Here is a 16,104-nt window from a genome sequence, read left to right as displayed (position 1 = left end):
AGGCAGTACTCTCCTGCAAACATCCTCCGATCGCCCCGTTTTCGGGTGCGATTGCGAAGGGCTAGCAGAATTTCGTTGCACTGCACAACTTACCGCGAGCGGCAAGGAGTGACCCTAGGGCAGGGTGCGTGGCGGGCTGGGCCGATGGCGGCTAGAGCGCGTCGCCTGCAGCCACACCGCTCGCCCATGCCCACTGGAAGTTATAGCCGCCCAGCCAGCCGGTTACGTCGACCGCCTCACCGATCGCGTAGAGGCCGGGAATTCGCTTCGATTCCATGGTCTTGGAACTGAGTTCGGCGGTCGAGATGCCGCCCATCGTCACCTCGGCCTTGGCGAAGCCCTCGCTGCCATTGGGGTGGAAGCTCCAGCGCGACAGGCGCTGTTCGGCGGCACGCAGGGCCTTGTCGGGCGCGTTGCCCAGTTCGGTTTCGAGGCCGATCTTTTCGACAAGAATGTCCGCCAAGCGGTCCGGCAGAGCCTCGCGCAGCAGCGATTTGAGCGTCGCGCGCGGATTTTCGCGCTTCTTTTCGAGCAGCCAGCCCTCACCGCCATCGGGCAGGAAATCGATCTCGACCGGGTCGCCGGGGCGCCAGTAGCTGCTGACCTGCAGGATCGCCGGGCCGGACAGCCCGCGATGGGTGAACAGCGCCGCCTCGGCGAAACTGGTCTTGTTCGCGGTCGCGATGACGGGTGCGGAAACGCCCGAGATCTCGCGGAACAGCACTTCCTCGCCGCCCAGCGTCAGCGGGACGAGAGCGGGGCGCGGCTCGACCACCTTAAGGCCGAACTGGCGCGCCAGCTCATAGGCGTATCCGGTCGCGCCCATCTTCGGGATGGAAGGCCCGCCGGTGGCGATCACGAGACTGGTGGCGATAATGGGCTGGCCGCTTGCCATGACTGCAAAGCGGCCCGCATCATGTTCGACGGCGGTCACATCGGCATTGCAGCGCACTTCCACAGCGCCTTGGGCGCATTCGGCCAGCAGCATGTCCGTGATTTGCTGGGCGGAGCCATCGCAGAACAATTGGCCGAGCGTCTTTTCGTGCCAGGCGATGCCGTAGCCTTCGACCAGTTCGAGGAAATCGCGCGGGGTGTAGCGTGCCAGCGCGCTCTTGGCGAAATGCGGATTGGCCGAGATGTAGTTTGCCGGACCGGCGTGGATATTGGTGAAGTTGCAGCGCCCGCCGCCCGAAATCAGGATTTTCTTGCCGGGCTTCTCGCTTTTCTCGAGCACCAGCACACGTTTGCCGCGCTGCCCGGCGCGCGCCGCGCCCATCAGGCCGGCGGCGCCTGCGCCTAGGATTATCGCGTCGTAAGGTTCAGTCACAGGTTAGGGCATTTCCGGCGTTCTCTCGATCCCGCGCCGCGCGGCGAAATACAGCGCAGTTCCCACCAGCAGCAACCCCCCAAATGTGGTCCACGCCTCGCTATCCGCATGCGTGCCGATCCAGATCGATGAAGCCAGCGCCAGCAGCACCATGACCAGATGCAGCGGATTGATCCGGCCTTCGCGGTGTTCAAGCATCGGCAGCGCAGCGGCACTGATCACATAGGTGAGCAGGCGCGTCAGCGTGCTTGCTGCCGCCAAAGCCGCAAAGCCGCCTGTCAGGCTCAGCACGGCTGCAAACAGGCCATAGAACAGTATCGAGTTCGCGGGCGTAAGAAAGCGCGGATTGATCCGTGCGAACCATTCAGGGAGCATTTGCTGCTCTGCCATGCCAAACGCCATCCGGGGGACGACAATCACGCTCGCGAAATTGTTGGCCATGATCGAGAAACCGGCCGCCAGCACGATCATCACCGCGCCAAACTGGCCCAAGGCGATCTCGGCGGCCCCCGCAAGTGCGTTGGTGTTCCCCGTCGGTTCGGTGGCGATCGTCATATAGGCCCAGATGACCGCGACGTAGATCACGGTCACGCCAGCCAGCGTTGCGATCAGAACCCGCGGCAAATCGCGTTTGGGGTTTTTCATCTCGCCTGCCGGAACGGTTACGCCCTCAAACCCGATGAAGGCGTAAAACATCAGCAGGATCACCGTTTCCGTCTCGCTGAATTGCGGCAGTACGATCGCCGGAGCATCGTAGCTGCCGAATATCGCGGCAAGCACGAGAATGCCCAATGGCGCGAGCTTGAGGACTGTCATCAGTCCCAGCGCATTGACCGATTTTCGCATGCCGAGCGCGTTGATGACCGTCAGCCCCACGATCGTCGCAAAGACCGTGATGGCCCCGATCGTCCCTTCTTCGAGCACCGGGAAGAGCGCCGCAAAATAGCTGACCATGACATGGGTGTTGGCGGCAAGCGCGACCAGACCCGATGCATAGCGTCCCCATCCGGCCTGGAAGCCCGCAAAACTGCCGAACGCTGACTTGCCATAGAGCACCGGTCCGCCCGAACTGTCGAACCGCGTCGCCAGCCATGCGAAAACGAACCCAAGCGGCAATATCAGCGCGAAGCCGAACACCATCATCATCGGCGCGAAACTGCCGACGGCGGCGACAAGAACCGCGGGCAGGGCGAAAATCCCCGACCCGATCATACCGTTGATCTGGAGCAATGAAGTTCCAACCACACCGACTGTGCGTGGCGGTGCCAGCTTTTCGTTCATGGATTCCCCCGTTCAGTGACTAGCTGCCCGCAATGGCCACGGGGTGCAAGCAATTGAGTCTTTTGATCTCGCAGCCTATCTGCCGTGAATGGCGCGAACCCCGGCAGGATCCCCCCACGACCCGAGAGGTGCCGAACGTTTCCACGAGGAGCGGGCGACTTACACGGTTGCCTCGGCGCAGCCCGATCTCGAGGCGGGGGTGAAGGCGATCCGCGAGACGGTAAAGACGCTCAAGCCGGTTCCCGGCGTCTACCGCATGCTCGATGCACGCGGCGACGTGCTCTATGTCGGCAAGGCGCGCAGCCTCAAGGCGCGGGTGGCGAACTACACCCAGGTCAAGCAGCTCTCTGGGCGCCTCCAGCGCATGGTCAGCCAGTGCCGCGCGATGGAGATCGTCACCACCAACTCGGAGGCCGAGGCGCTGCTGCTCGAGGCGCAGCTGGTCAAGCGCTTCCGCCCGCCGTTCAACGTCCACCTGCGCGACGACAAGAGCTTCCCCTTCATCCTGCTGCGCGAGGGGCACGACTTCCCGCGCATCATGAAGCATCGCGGCGCGCGCCGCGCGAAGGGGAACTATTACGGCCCCTTCGCCAGCGCGGGCAGCGTCAACACCACGATTAACGCGCTGCAGAAACTGTTCCTGCTAAGATCCTGTACCGACAGCTTTTTCAGCCGCCGTGACCGGCCCTGCCTGCTCTACCAGATCAAGCGCTGCTCGGCCCCCTGTGTCGACCGGATCAGCCGGGAGGACTATGCCGAACTGACCCGCCAGGCGAAGGACTTCCTCTCGGGCAAGTCCTCCGCGGTGCAGCAGGATCTCGAGCGGCAAATGGCGCAAGCTGCCGAGAGCCTCGACTTCGAAACCGCCGCAATCCTGCGCGACCGGCTGCGCGCGGCGACCTTCATCCAGGGCAGCCAGGCGATCAATGCGCAAGGCGTGGGCGATGCCGATGTCTTCGCGCTCGCGGCCAAGGGTGGGCAGGTCGGCATCCAGGCCTTCTTCATCCGCGGCGGGCAGAACTGGGGCCACCGCGCCTTCTTCCCCACCCACACCAAGGGGGTGGAGGAGGACGAGGTGCTGTCCGACGTGCTGCTGCAATTCTACGAGGAAGTGCCGCCGCCGCCGACCGTACTGGTCGACCGCGCGCTGCCCGAAGCCGAACTGATCGAGCAGGCCTTGACGGAGCTGGCCGGTCGCAAGGTCACGCTCTCGGTCCCGCAGCGCGGCGAGCGGCGCAAGCTGATGGAGCAGGCCAGCCGCAACGCGACCGAGGCGCTCGAGCGGCGCATGGCCGAAAGCGGCACCAAGGCGAAGATCCAGCGCGAACTGGCCGAATTCCTCGAGCTCGACGCGCCGCCCGAGCGGATCGAGGTCTATGACAACAGCCATATCCAGGGCGCGAAGGCGGTGGGTGCGATCGTGGTCGCCGGGCCGGAGGGCTTCCTCAAGAACCAGTACCGCAAGTTCGACATCCGCGAAGCGCAGACCAATGATGACTTCGGCATGATGCGCGAGGTGATGCGGCGGCGCTTCCGCAAGCTGGCCGAGACCGAACGCGACGATGACGCTGCGCCTTCCGACAAGGGCACGCATCACGACAACTGGCCCGATCTCGTGCTGATCGACGGCGGCAAGGGGCAAATGTCGTCGGTGCGCGATACGCTGGAGGAAATGGGGATCGAGGACGTCCCGCTGATCGCGATTGCCAAGGGGCCGCATCACGGGCGCGAGGGGCGCGAGGTGTTCCACTTCCCCGACGGGCGCGAGAAGACGCTGCCGACCAACTCGCCGCTGCTGTTTTACCTCCAGAACCTGCGCGACGAGGTGCACCGCTATGCCATCGGCGCGCATCGGGCCAAGCGCAGCCGCGCGATCCAGGCGTCACCGCTCGACGAGATCCCCGGCATCGGCCCGGCGCGAAAGCGCGCGCTGCTGCTGCATTTCGGCACGGCGAGCAAGGTGCGCGCCGCCTCGCTGGAGGATTTGCAACGCGCGCCCGGGGTCAGCGAAACGGTCGCGCGGACGATCTACGATTTCTACCACGCGGGTGGGTGAGGGCTGATAAGTCCGCTATCGACTCAATCGCGTGCCGACGAAGTGCCGTTGGAGATTGGGCTGGTCAAATAGGCCAATAAACCAACTAGGTTTGTCCGTGTTTCAGTTTGCTAGCATAGTGTCTTGGCGCTGGTCGCGTCACCGCTGCCGTAATTATCCAGTTGACCACTGTTTAGGTCGTACACCTGCAGCACTCTCCTGTTTTTGCTCTGGCCTCGCAGGATCATGCTGCTGCCGTCGCAGTACAAGTCAGGATTCGTGCCATTTGTGACCACGGGATTGTTCGCGGCAGCGTCGGCAAAACTCGGACCAACAAGTATTGTGTCTGGTGTCGAAATGGCGGCAATCGCGAGGCTGGAACCGGAATAATGCGTCGCTATCGCCCTGAGTTCCCGAGGTTGCGCGTTCACGAGGGTTGTAACCGACTGGGCAGCGATATCGACCTTGTCGATTCTGTACCATCCATCATTCACGGCGACAGCGTGGATCACGCCGTTCAAGGGGTCATCGGACTGATAGTCACAACTTGTGAGACTCTCCGTATTGTCAAAACTCCAAATCGGTGTCGACGCACCAGAGGCAATATCGATCTCTATGATTGTCCCCACATTATGCGGCGCATAATTGCTCGACTTCCGTCGGACGAGAGCGCTTCACAGCCCCAATCAGGGCGATCAACAAGGAATGTCGACTCTGAATTTGTCACGACACCATCTGAGTTGAACCAGAAGTCGACAGCAACAAGCGGAAGTGGATTGGCAGCTCGATCCGTGATTAATGCCCTGCCGTGGCCATCTGAGATCAATACCGCGTCGTGCAAATACGCCGCATGATTGGCAAAATCGTAAATCTTTTGAGTTGCAGAACCATCAGCGCCAGCGACTACCAGCGAAGGCGGGCCCTTGCGAGAGGAAGCAATAAAGACTGTGGTTGGGGCCTCGACGACAGGTTCTTCGCCCCCTCCAGGTTTACCCTTACCCTCGGGGGGCGCTGCTGAAACCGCGAGTGCTGACGTGAAGAGGGCCGCGGCCGCCGCAGCTTTGGCAATACGCATATGGAGGGCCTCCAAGATCGAAATCCAACCAACTAGGTTCTCTTGGCGACCATCGAGTGGGCAATAGCATCACCACGGAAAATTTGCCAGACTCCTCTCCGATAACATCCGTTTCAACCCGCTGCTTGTGCGGGAATGAAGAAATCTCGAACCTTTGTCAGCCTACCCCCGCCACCGCCCCGTCGCTCCGCCACCAGCCGCTAGGCGACAGCGCTCGCGCGAAGGACGCTCCGGCCAGTACGAGCAGACCCGCCAGAATACCGAGGTTCTTGAAGAAGTTCTGCGTCTCGCGCTCGACCCTGGCTTCTTCCATGGTCCAGAAGTCGTGCAGCGTGAAGTTGACGATCAGGACGTAGAGCACAAAGCCATAGGCGACGAGGCGCACATGGCGCCCCGTGATCAGCAGCAGTCCGCCGACGATGTTCACAATGGCGGCGAACCACATCAATGGCATCGCGAATGCAATGCCATTGGCTTCCATATAGGCGACGGTCTGCGCTGGAGCGGCCACCTTCATCAGCCCGGGCAGCAGGAAATAGAGCCCCAGCAGAATGCGACCGATGGTAATGCCAAGCTGTGCCATGTTTCCCCCCGTAGTGTGGGGCGAAGCCTAGAGCGCGGTCGGCTGGCCGACAAGGCACCCCCCCCTCGCGCCTTTCCTACAAGCCCCCATCCGTGCCTTATCCTGCCGGATGAAGCATCATCTCCCGCGCACCACACAACCCCGCACCCCCGCCAAACATGTTCCGGCCTTTCATGCCGTCCCCGTGCGTATTCGCGCCGATGGCTGGACGCCGCTCAGGCAGGCCGAATTCATCGGGCATCTGGCCGAAACGCGCTCGGTCGGGGCCGCGGCGCGGGCGGTCGGCATGGCGCGGGAAAGCGCCTATCGCCTGCGCGAGCGGCCGGGGGCGGAGGGGTTCTGCGCCGCGTGGGACGTCGCGATGGCGCGGCTCGGGACCAAGGCGGGCGAGCAGCGCTGGCTCGCGGCACAGTGGGCGGCGCGGGTAGCGCTGAGGCCGCATCGGAAAGTCACACTTGCTGAGCTCCACTGGCGCGTCGACACCGGTATCTGGCAGGTTATCCTGCGCGGTGGGCGCTATGCCGGAGTGCGCCGAAAACCTGACAATTCCGCGGTTCTTGCCCTGCTCGGGCGGGTGCGCGAGCCGGCAAAGGAATACGCCGCGTGACGGAAGGTCACATTTTTCGAAAGCGCGTTCCGTGTTCCATCCACACGCGCCTCATGAGGGGGCGGGGGCGCTACCCTCGCTTCGGCTTGCCCTTGAACTTCCCCTTCACCTGGGGCTTGCCGGCGAACTTCTTGCCGGGCTTGGGGCCATCCTTGTTGTCGCGCTTGAACGGCGCGCGCGGCTTGCCGCCGCCCGGTCCCTTGCGGAACGGCTTGGCGTGGACCTTCTCGCCGCCGTGCTTGCGGTTTTCGCGCGCTTCCATGCGCGGACCTTCGGCCGATTCCTCGATTCTGATCGCGTCCTGCTCGTCGTCGCTCGAAGCAGTCCGCTGGAGCGCGTCGGCGAACTTGGGCGCGATGGCGCGCGGGATCTGGACCCAGCTTTCGTGCTGGCCGATGCGGATCGCGCCGATCTCGTTGCGGGTGATGTGCCCGCGGCGGCAGAGCAGCGGGAGCAGCCAGCGCGGTTCCGCGTTCTGGCGGCGGCCGACGCCGATCTTGAACCACACCACGTCCTCGAAACCGGGGCGGTGGCGGTCGGCCTTGGCGCGCTCGCGCGCTTCGGGGGTGTTGGCGAGCAGTTCCTCCGGGCTCGGCAGCTTGGCGCGATGAGCCTGGACCAGCGCGGCAGCGATGTCTTCGGGGGCGAGCCGCTCCATCAGTTCGGCGGCGATCGCGCGATCATCGTCCTCATACTCCGCCGGAGCGGTCAGCTTGTCCATCAGCCGCGCATGGTCCTTCTTGCGGATCGCCTCGGGCGAGGGGGCATCCATCCATTGCGCATCGATACCGGCGCCGCGCAGCATGCTTTCGACGCGCTTGCGGCGGTTGTACGGCACCACGATCGCGGCGGTGCCTTTCTTGCCCGCGCGCCCGGTGCGGCCTGAGCGGTGCTGGAGCGTTTCGGCATCGCGCGGAATCTCGACATGGATCACGAGGCTGAGCGTGGGCAGATCGATCCCGCGCGCGGCGACATCGGTGGCGACGCAAACGCGGGCGCGGCGGTCGCGCATCGCCTGCAGCGCCTGGTTGCGCTCCGACTGTGAGTGCTCGCCCGACAGCGCGACCACGCCGAAACCGCGGTTTTGCAGCGTCGCATGAAGCCGCCGGACGCTCTCGCGCGTGGCGCAGAAGCAGATTGCGGTTTCGGCCTCGTGGAAGCGGAGCAGGTTGACCACTGCATTCTCGATTTCCGAGGGCGCAACGGTGATCGCCTGGTAGGAGATGTCGCCGTGTCCGCGGTCTTCGCCGACAAGGCTGAGACGCAGCGCGTTGCTCTGGTAGCGCTCGGCCAGCCGCACGATCGCGCGCGGCATGGTGGCGGAAAACAGCAGCGTGCGGCGCTGCTCCGGCGCGGCGTCGAGGATTTCCTCGAGATCGTCGCGGAAGCCCATGTCGAGCATCTCGTCGGCCTCGTCGAGCACCACGCCGACCAGGCCCGACAGGTCGAGCGCGCCGCGCTCGAGATGGTCGCGCAGGCGCCCGGGGGTCCCGACCACGATGGCCGGGCCGGCGCGCAGGGCGCGGCGTTCTTTGCTCGGGTCCATCCCGCCAACGCAGGTGGCGATCCCGATGCCCGCCTTGGCATAGAGCCAGCCGAGCTCGCGGCTGACCTGTAGCGCCAGTTCACGGGTCGGGGCGATCACGAGGACCAGCGGCTTTTCGGTCAGCGGCGTACCGCGAATCTCGCCGAGCAGCTCGTCGGCCAGCGCCAGGCCGAAGGCGACGGTCTTGCCGCTGCCGGTCTGTGCCGAGACGACGAGGTCGCGGCCCTTGGCGTCGGGCGCGATGACGGCGGCCTGGACCGGGGTGGGGGCTTCATAGCCGCGTTCGGCCAGGGCATCGCCGAGGATCGGCGGGAGGGTTTCGAAGGACATGCAAACTCGCGTTGGATAGCGGCGCCGGGAGCGGCGCGGAAGGAGAGGAATTAGAGGTATGCGCCCTTGCGGCGCGGATCGGGGGCGGGCGATCTGTAGCATCGCGAGCGCCTTTGCGGGCGCCCATAGCGGGAATTGTCGCGCTTGGCTTGCTTTATTTTGCAGGTGCGAAGGAAGCGGGCGCAGGCGCGATGCGCGATGGAGCGGATGGGCGTCGGAAATCGCGGAGCCCGGTGCGCCGTGCGTGCGTACCGGAAATGAAGAAGGGGGCGCCGGACCTGCCGACGCCCCCCTTGCTTCGCTATTACGCGCTCAGTCGTCGCCGTTTTCGAGCGTGACGCAGTGCCAGCCGAGAAAGCGCCAGGCGCCTCCGCGTTTCACCAGCACATCGGCGCAGCGGTCGGTGTTGTTCTCGCGCTCGCCCTTGAAGTTCTCTTCGGTGATGCCGGCATAGTAATAGGCGATTGCCGTGTCGCCGCTGACAGTGATCGCGAGCGGATCGAGCCGGTGGTGGAGCACCTTGCCTTCCGCCCCGAATTTCGCCGCACCGCGCGACATCTCGGCCTGCGAAGTCGGAACCGGATAGTTTCCGTTCATGCCGTAGCCGTCCTTGTCGAGCACGTCCGCCCAGGTTCCGGGATCGGCATGGGTCGCCCATGCGTCGGTGATCCAGGCCCAGACTTCGGCCTGTTCCTTGGACCAGCTTTGCGCACTGGCAGGTGTCGCGATGAGCGCAGCAGCGGCCACCACGGCGAGTTTGGATACGAGTTTCATAAGAGTCCCCTTGTTCGACAAGGGAGAGCAGCCCCGGGCGCCGAATCCGCTCCCCCGGTGATCTGGCTCAAGTCGTCGCGCGCGCTGTTGTCCCATGATGCGCTGCGATCCCGGTCGCGAGTCGTTGCCCGGCGCCGCAGGACGCTTAGCAAAACCGATCGATTAAGTCGCTCCGCAGCAAAAGAAAATTGCTCCGGATCATTCTCCCCACTGCGACAAGGGGCGAGGGCTCGTCGCGAAAGAAGGTCGCGGTTGCTCTCTCGTCCGGCGCGGAAGCTTCAAAATTGATGGAGATCAATGACTCCATGAAGGGTCGAGCTAGCCTCTGGAAGCCTGATCGAGGCGATTCGACACTAGGGAGAGCGCCATGAAATCCATCCTTCTGCACATCGGTGATGACAACGGGCTGGAGGCTCGCGTCCAGGCGGCGCTGGACCTCGCACGCGCCTTCGACGGCCATGTCTTGTGCCAGCAGTCGGTCAGCTACGAGACCTTCGCACCCGGCGATATGTATGGGACGGCTCTCACGGCCGTTATTCCGGTCATGAAGGAGGCTGCCGAGGAACTCCGCGCCAAGCTCGAGGCCGATCTCGCCAATGAGGATGTCTCATGGGAATGGGATGTGCGCTATGGCAATGCCGCGCACCTGCTGCTCGAAGCCTCGGCCATCAGCGACGTAATCGTGGTTGGCGCGCATGGAGCGAACGAGAGCCAGGAGCGCGCCTCGCGCCTGGTCGGCGAACTGACGACGCATGCGCGTACTCCGGTGCTGGTGGTTCCGCAGAAAGCCAGGCGGCTCGACGTGGCCGGGCCGGCGATGGTCGCGTGGAACGGCTCGACCGAAGCCTGCATCGCGTTACGCGCCGCGGTGCCGCTGCTCAAGCGGGCCAACTCGGTCTATCTGGTCACCGTCAGCGAGGAGCGCGAGCGGGAGAGATACGATGTCCCCCCGGTCAGCGGAGCTGAGTACCTCAGCCGGCATGGCATTGAGGCCGAGATGATCGATATCCCGCGTGGCGCCGAAACCATTGCCGAGACGCTGTTCGAGGCAGCCGAGACGCGCAAATGCGCCTACATGGTGATGGGTGCCTACGGGCATTCGCGCTTGGCTGAGATGCTGCTGGGAGGCGTGACACGGCGGGTCCTGACCGACCCCAAGCTCCCCATCCTCCTGGCGCACTAACGGCAGCCACAGGTGGGGTGGTGAGCGGCTAGCGCGGTTTGACCCGTTTGCGCATCATCCCTTCCTGCGCGACGCTGGCGACCAGTTCGCCGCTGCGATTGAAGATGTGGCCGCGATTGTAGCCGCGTCCGCCGCCCGACCACGGTGACTCGGTAGCGTAGAGCAGCCATTCATCGGCGCGAGCCTCGCGGTGAAACCAGATCGCGTGGTCGAGGCTTGCGCCGACCAGTTCGCCGCGCATCCAGCTTAGCCCGTGCGGCAGGGCACTGGTGCCGAGCAGCGTGTAGTCGCTGGCGTAGGAGATGACGGCACGGTGGAGCGCCGGATCGTCGGGCAGCGGAGCCACGGTCTTGAACCAGCTATGCGCGCGGGGTTCGCGCGGTTCTGCATTCATCCAGTGCAGCTTGTCGCTGGTGCGCATGTCGATCGGGCGCGGTCGTAGCATCAGGTCGCGGGCCGTGCCGCTGATCCCGGCTTTCGCGACATATTCGCGGCGCAGTTCCATGTCCGGGGGAAGATCCTCGGGCGGCGGAACGTCGGGCATGTCTGCCTCGCCATGCTCAAGTCCGCTTTCGGGGAGCTGAAAGCTCGCGGTGAGGTTGAGGATTGGTCTGCTCGTGCCGTCCTCATCCTCCTGGCTGGCAACCACGCGCCGGTTGGCGAAGCTGCGCCCGTCGAAATCCGCCTCGACCCGGTAATGGATCGGTGGGCCTTCCTTGCCCCCACGCAGGAAATAGGCATGGAGCGAGTGAGCCTGCTTGCCATCCTCGACCGTGGCCTGCGCCGCTTGTAGCGCCTGGGCGATCACCTGGCCGCCGAAAACCCGGCCCACTCCGCCCCTTTGCGGCATGCCGGAAAAGGAGTGTTCGTCCTGCTTACGCACTGTCAGCAGCCTGACGAGGGCATCGACGAGACTTTGCGGATCGGTTGGCATGTCGCTCATGCCCAGCGCTTTGCTGACAGTTTACGCGAACGTCAATCAAGACGTGCGATGCTGCCGTTCAGCCTACGAGGCCGAGCTTGCGCAGCGCGCGATAACCATAGGCCTTGGCGCGGTTCGTATGCGGCCAGCGACCCGGCGCGGTGGGTGAGAATCCCGCGCGGCGGAGCAAGCGGTTGAAACCGCGCGCGTCGGCTTCGGCGAAGCTCCAGTCGCTCCGCCACGTGATCGACAGCGAGATCGAACTCTCCGGACCAACCCGGACGAAGTGCGGCGCCATCACCGGCACGAACAGGGCATCGCCGGGTGCGAGCGGGAATTCCATTCCGCCCGCGGCAAGTCCGTCGTTCCAGGTGAGTTCGCGCGCGCCGCCTGAGTGATAGGTCTCGTGAACCTCGTCGGGCGCATAGGCGGGATCGCCCGCCGGGAATTGCGTCATCACCTTGGAGCCCTTGAGCTGTAGCAGGATATTGTGCTCAGGGTCGAAGTGATAGGGTGTGACCGCGTTGGGGCTGGATATGAAGATGAAGCCCTGCGGCCGCAGCATGGCCCCGGTTCTCGCTTCGATCTCAGGCTTGATCTCGGCCAGCAGGCCGAGCAGCAGAGTACGGTATTCGGCAACCTGCTCAATATTCTTGAGCACCGCCCAACTGTTGGCGCGCGCGATCTCGCGAATGGTCTCACCGATCGAAAGACCCGTCGCCCCCGGCTTGCCGTCCACCCCGATGGGCAGGTCACCGCGGTTATATTCGATGGCGCTGGCGGGAAGCTGCTCTGCCAGTTCGGCAAGCGCGTCGAGCGTGAGCAGCGCGTGCTTGCCCAGGTTGTGGCGCAGGATGTGCGGCGTCTCGGGGTAGTTGGCGGCGAACACCGCGCGCGATGACTGGTCGAACACGGGCGTATAGGGGGTGCCGGTCTGATCGATTCTCGTGGGGGCGTTCATCGGATGGCCTTGTCTCTGGTCTCGATGCGGAGAAGTTGGCGGAAGATTGAGCGGCGCACGCTGCCGCCAATCGCAACATTGAGGCTGATCATGCGCCGCTTGTCGCGCCAGATGCGCTCGATCATCGGATGGCCCTCGGCGGCGCAGCTGTCGCACCAATCGATGTCGGTCCGATCGAGCAGTGCGAGGTTTTCCTTTTGCAACAGCACCCCTGGGGAATAACGCGAGTAACGCTCGTCGAAGGCGGTCTTGAAACTGAAGGCCCCGGGGGCTGCAATGAAGTTGGCGAGCATAGCGATCGGCTTGCCGTCGAGACGGAGGGTCAGCCGCTCGAGCCTTCCGGCATCGGCAGCGCCTGCAATGGCATCGCGGAACAGCGCGCATGTCGCATCACCATCGGCCAGGGCGGACCCTTCGCCCCCCTTCCATCCGGCCTGTTCGAGCACGAGGAATTCCGCAGTCCATTCGGTGATGTCCCGCGCATCGATCTGCCGCGCGAATTCGAGTTCGCCTTCCTCGCCAAGTCGCTTGGCCTGGCGCCGCAGTTCCTTGCGCTTTTTGTTGGGCATGGCCGCGGCGAAGTAGTTCTCCGCCGATAGATCTGACGAGAGCAGCGCACGTTCTTCGACACGGACTGTTCCGCCGGCGCGTCCTTCCTCCGTCAATATCGCGCGCAGCGCCTCGACCACCACGCTTTCCGACGGGAGCTGCGGCAAGTGCAGGAACATGGCGCCGCAGGGATCGCGATCGAAAGCCGCCAGCAGGGCCTGCCAGAACTGCCGCTCCCATCCCTTGGCGATCAGCGGAGCGCCGCAGAAACTGTTGGCGTGGAGCCAGGCTGCAGCATGCGGGAGCGGATAGCGGTAGTAGTCGGCGGCCAGGGCAAGCGGTAGCAGCCCGACCAGTCGCCCCCTTGCGTAGAAGGCTGCGACCGAAACCTCTTCATGCGGGTCGAGCGCCGCAAGCGAGGGCAAGAGGTACCATGGCTCGAAGAAGGGGTTCGGCTCGCTCGCATCTTCCACGAGCGAATCCCATTGGGCGACAAAACCGGCGCGCGACAGTTCCGCACGCGGCAGGAAGTGCATCCCCGCGGCACGGATCACGATTTCCTGCGCCGGACTCGTCTCATAGAGCTCCTGCGCGGGCGTTGTTTCGTAGATGTCGAGCGGCGCTGTCGCCATGCTTGTCGTTAACCCTCGTCACAATGTGCAGGATCGCACAATGCTGCGGGTTAGCAGCGGCAGGCTAAGGAATGTTCAACACGGCCGAAGCCCGGCGTTAACCATGAATGAGAAAACCCCGCCCGGATCGCTCCGGACGGGGTTCTCCAATCCCGTTGCCGAGTATTCTGCGATCACATCGCGGCGTGGCCGCCCGCAAGCGCGGCAAGCAGCAGCAGCGCAACGATGTTGGTGATCTTGATCATCGGGTTCACGGCCGGGCCCGCGGTGTCCTTGTAGGGATCGCCCACGGTGTCGCCGGTCACGGCAGCCTTGTGGGCTTCCGAGCCCTTGCCGCCGTGGTTGCCGTCCTCGATGTACTTCTTCGCGTTATCCCATGCGCCGCCACCTGCGGTCATCGAGATAGCAACGAAGAGACCACCGACGATCACGCCGAGGAGCAAGGCGCCCAAAGCCGCGAAGCCATTGTCCTGACCCGCGATCGCGCTGATCACGAAGTAGACCACGATCGGTGCCAGCACCGGCAGCAGCGAGGGAACGATCATTTCCTTGATCGCTGCCTTGGTCACCAGGTCGACCGTCTTGGCGTAGTTGGGACGGCTGGTCCCGGCCATGATGCCCGGATCAGCAGCGAACTGCTCGCGCACGTCCTTCACCACGTCACCCGCGGCACGGCCCACGGCGGTCATGCCCATCGCACCGAACAGGTACGGGAGCAGGGCGCCGAGCAGCAGGCCAACGATGACATAGGGGTTCTCGAGACTGAACGAGACTTCGCCATTGGCAAGATCGCCGTCGGTCAGCCCCGGGAAGAACACCCGCAGGTCGGTTGTGAAGGCGGCGAACAGTACCAGCGCGCCGAGGCCCGCCGAACCGATGGCATAGCCCTTGGTCACGGCCTTGGTGGTGTTGCCGACTGCATCGAGCAGGTCGGTCTTCTCACGCACGCTGTCGTCGAGACCGGCCATTTCGGCGATGCCGCCGGCATTGTCGGTCACCGGACCATAGGCGTCGAGAGCGACGACCATGCCCGCCAGAGCCAGCATGGCAGTGGCGCCATAGGCGATGCCCATCAGGCCAGCGAGCTGGTAGGCGATGATGATACCGCCGACGATCACGATGGTGGGCAGCGCGGTCGATTCAAGCGACACGGCCAGGCCCTGGATCACGTTGGTGCCGTGGCCCGTTTCCGAAGCCTTGGCGATCGAGCGGACCGGACGGTATCCCGTGCCGGTGTAGTACTCTGTAATCCAGATGATCAGGCCGGTGATGGCAAGACCCAGCATCGCGCACCAGAACAGGTCCATGCCGGTGAACTCGACCATGCCGGTTCCGGCGTTGAGGACGGTATTCATGTCCGTGCCGACCGAACCGAGCGCGTAGCTGGCAACGTACCAGATCAGCGGGATCGCGAGGACAGCCGAGACCAGGAAACCCTTGTACATCGCGCCCATGACATTGGTGCCACCTCCCAGCCGGACGAAGTAGGTGCCGATGATGGAGGTCACGATACACGCACCACCGATCAGCAGCGGCAGCGCCATCAGCGGAAGGAGAAGGTCTCCGGCCGAGGTCAGCAGCAGCGCGGTCAGCACCATGGTGGCGCCGACGGTGACGACATAGGTCTCGAACAGGTCGGCAGCCATGCCGGCGCAGTCGCCGACGTTGTCGCCCACATTGTCCGCGATCACGGCCGGGTTGCGCGGATCGTCTTCGGGGATGCCAGCCTCAACCTTGCCGACGAGGTCGGCACCGACGTCGGCGGCCTTGGTGAAGATCCCGCCGCCCAGACGCGCGAAGATCGAGATCAGCGAGGCACCGAAAGCGAGCGCGACGAGCGCGTCGATAACCGTGCGGCTGTTCGGCTCGAGCGTCATCGGTCCGATCAGGACATAGAAGAAGACGGCGATCGCCAGCAGGGCAAGACCGGCGACGAGCAGGCCGGTGATGGCGCCGGCGCGGAACGCCAGCGTCAGGCCCTGCTGCAGGCCTTCCTGCGCGGCGGCAGCAGTACGGACGTTCGAGCGGACCGAGATATTCATCCCGATATAGCCAGCGACGCCCGACAGGATCGCACCGATGAGGAAGCCCGTGGCCGAGATTGGCCCGAGGAAATACCCGACCAGCACGGCGACGACGACGCCGACCATGCCGATGGTGGTATATTGACGGTTGAGATAGGCCTTCGCACCCTCCTGGATGGCTCCGGCAATCTCCTGCATCTTCTCGTTCCCGGCGCTGGCGCCGAGAACCTGGCGGCTGGTGACGAAGCCGTAGACGATGGCCAACAGTCCCAACC

Annotated in this window: 14 protein-coding genes; 3 read left to right on the top strand and 11 right to left on the bottom strand. The window is 64.4% G+C overall.

The annotated features are described in order from the left end of the window. Positions 1-151 precede the first annotated feature (151 nt). Both P7228_RS00825 and P7228_RS00820 read right to left on the bottom strand, forming a co-directional pair. Positions 152-1,327, bottom strand: coding sequence for a BaiN/RdsA family NAD(P)/FAD-dependent oxidoreductase (locus P7228_RS00825; protein WP_278016332.1), 1,176 nt, complete (start codon positions 1,325-1,327; stop codon positions 152-154). A gap of 3 nt (positions 1,328-1,330) precedes the next feature. After that, positions 1,331-2,608 (bottom strand): APC family permease, encoded by a 1,278-nt coding sequence (locus P7228_RS00820; RefSeq protein ID WP_278016331.1) that lies wholly within the window; start codon positions 2,606-2,608, stop codon positions 1,331-1,333. A gap of 88 nt (positions 2,609-2,696) precedes the next feature. Between P7228_RS00820 and uvrC the strand changes: the two genes are divergently transcribed. Continuing rightward, positions 2,697-4,664, top strand: coding sequence for an excinuclease ABC subunit UvrC (gene uvrC, locus P7228_RS00815; protein WP_278016330.1), 1,968 nt, complete (start codon positions 2,697-2,699; stop codon positions 4,662-4,664). 110 nt (positions 4,665-4,774) lie between these two features. Here the strand turns inward: uvrC and P7228_RS00810 are convergent, their stop codons facing one another. The 3 genes from P7228_RS00810 to P7228_RS00800 form a co-directional block, all read right to left on the bottom strand. Next, positions 4,775-5,164: a hypothetical protein gene (locus tag P7228_RS00810; RefSeq protein WP_278016329.1), complete on the bottom strand. Its 390-nt coding sequence runs from the start codon at positions 5,162-5,164 to the stop codon at positions 4,775-4,777. A gap of 92 nt (positions 5,165-5,256) precedes the next feature. After that, a complete protein-coding gene (locus tag P7228_RS00805) occupies positions 5,257-5,718 on the bottom strand; it encodes a hypothetical protein (RefSeq protein ID WP_278016328.1) in 462 nt (153 codons plus the stop codon). Between the two features lie 157 nt (positions 5,719-5,875). Next, complete coding sequence (locus P7228_RS00800; RefSeq protein ID WP_278016327.1) at positions 5,876-6,301, bottom strand: DoxX family protein; 426 nt, start codon at positions 6,299-6,301, stop codon at positions 5,876-5,878. 184 nt (positions 6,302-6,485) lie between these two features. On the opposite strand from P7228_RS00800, the gene P7228_RS00795 reads away from it, so the two are divergent. Then, positions 6,486-6,908 (top strand): hypothetical protein, encoded by a 423-nt coding sequence (locus P7228_RS00795; protein ID WP_278016326.1) that lies wholly within the window; start codon positions 6,486-6,488, stop codon positions 6,906-6,908. 70 nt (positions 6,909-6,978) lie between these two features. Here P7228_RS00795 and P7228_RS00790 read toward each other — a convergent pair whose 3' ends face one another. Together P7228_RS00790 and P7228_RS00785 are read right to left on the bottom strand one after the other, a co-directional pair. After that, a complete protein-coding gene (locus P7228_RS00790; RefSeq protein ID WP_278016325.1) occupies positions 6,979-8,784 on the bottom strand; it encodes a DEAD/DEAH box helicase in 1,806 nt (601 codons plus the stop codon). A gap of 312 nt (positions 8,785-9,096) precedes the next feature. Then, a complete protein-coding gene (locus tag P7228_RS00785; protein WP_278016324.1) occupies positions 9,097-9,558 on the bottom strand; it encodes a DUF4440 domain-containing protein in 462 nt (153 codons plus the stop codon). 367 nt (positions 9,559-9,925) lie between these two features. Here P7228_RS00785 and P7228_RS00780 point away from each other — a divergent pair, with 367 nt between their 5' ends. Further along, complete coding sequence (locus P7228_RS00780) at positions 9,926-10,741, top strand: universal stress protein (protein WP_278016323.1); 816 nt, start codon at positions 9,926-9,928, stop codon at positions 10,739-10,741. Between the two features lie 28 nt (positions 10,742-10,769). Here the strand turns inward: P7228_RS00780 and P7228_RS00775 are convergent, their stop codons facing one another. The 4 genes from P7228_RS00775 to P7228_RS00760 form a co-directional block, all read right to left on the bottom strand. Further along, positions 10,770-11,684, bottom strand: coding sequence for an acyl-CoA thioesterase (locus P7228_RS00775; protein ID WP_278016322.1), 915 nt, complete (start codon positions 11,682-11,684; stop codon positions 10,770-10,772). Between the two features lie 58 nt (positions 11,685-11,742). Next, entirely contained in the window at positions 11,743-12,624 is an 882-nt protein-coding gene (locus tag P7228_RS00770; protein WP_278016321.1) for a cupin domain-containing protein, read from the bottom strand. Continuing rightward, the gene (locus P7228_RS00765) at positions 12,621-13,805 is read right to left on the bottom strand and encodes a GNAT family N-acetyltransferase (protein ID WP_278016320.1); all 1,185 of its coding nucleotides are present in this window, start codon (positions 13,803-13,805) and stop codon (positions 12,621-12,623) included. Before P7228_RS00765 ends, P7228_RS00770 begins: the two co-directional genes overlap by 4 nt. A 173-nt stretch (positions 13,806-13,978) precedes the next feature. Next, positions 13,979-16,102 (bottom strand): sodium-translocating pyrophosphatase, encoded by a 2,124-nt coding sequence (locus P7228_RS00760; RefSeq protein ID WP_430732509.1) that lies wholly within the window; start codon positions 16,100-16,102, stop codon positions 13,979-13,981. Positions 16,103-16,104 lie beyond the last annotated feature (2 nt).

The sequence above is a fragment of the Altererythrobacter sp. CAU 1644 genome (assembly GCF_029623755.1).
Lineage (GTDB): Bacteria > Pseudomonadota > Alphaproteobacteria > Sphingomonadales > Sphingomonadaceae > Erythrobacter > Erythrobacter arenosus.
Note: the sequence above shows the minus strand (reverse complement) of the source record. Positions and strands in the feature narration are given on the sequence as shown.

What these genes read in the sequence shown, in the direction of transcription:
- P7228_RS00820 (WP_278016331.1), bottom strand. Translation starts at nt 2,608, where the DNA reads ATGAACGAAAAGCTGGCACCGCCACGCACAGTCGGTGTGGTTGGAACT.
- uvrC (WP_278016330.1), top strand. Translation starts at nt 2,697, where the DNA reads ATGGCGCGAACCCCGGCAGGATCCCCCCACGACCCGAGAGGTGCCGAA.
- P7228_RS00805 (WP_278016328.1), bottom strand. Translation starts at nt 5,718, where the DNA reads ATGCGTATTGCCAAAGCTGCGGCGGCCGCGGCCCTCTTCACGTCAGCA.
- P7228_RS00800 (WP_278016327.1), bottom strand. Translation starts at nt 6,301, where the DNA reads ATGGCACAGCTTGGCATTACCATCGGTCGCATTCTGCTGGGGCTCTAT.
- P7228_RS00790 (WP_278016325.1), bottom strand. Translation starts at nt 8,784, where the DNA reads ATGTCCTTCGAAACCCTCCCGCCGATCCTCGGCGATGCCCTGGCCGAA.
- P7228_RS00785 (WP_278016324.1), bottom strand. Translation starts at nt 9,558, where the DNA reads ATGAAACTCGTATCCAAACTCGCCGTGGTGGCCGCTGCTGCGCTCATC.
- P7228_RS00780 (WP_278016323.1), top strand. Translation starts at nt 9,926, where the DNA reads ATGAAATCCATCCTTCTGCACATCGGTGATGACAACGGGCTGGAGGCT.
- P7228_RS00775 (WP_278016322.1), bottom strand. Translation starts at nt 11,684, where the DNA reads ATGAGCGACATGCCAACCGATCCGCAAAGTCTCGTCGATGCCCTCGTC.
- P7228_RS00770 (WP_278016321.1), bottom strand. Translation starts at nt 12,624, where the DNA reads ATGAACGCCCCCACGAGAATCGATCAGACCGGCACCCCCTATACGCCC.
- P7228_RS00765 (WP_278016320.1), bottom strand. Translation starts at nt 13,805, where the DNA reads ATGGCGACAGCGCCGCTCGACATCTACGAAACAACGCCCGCGCAGGAG.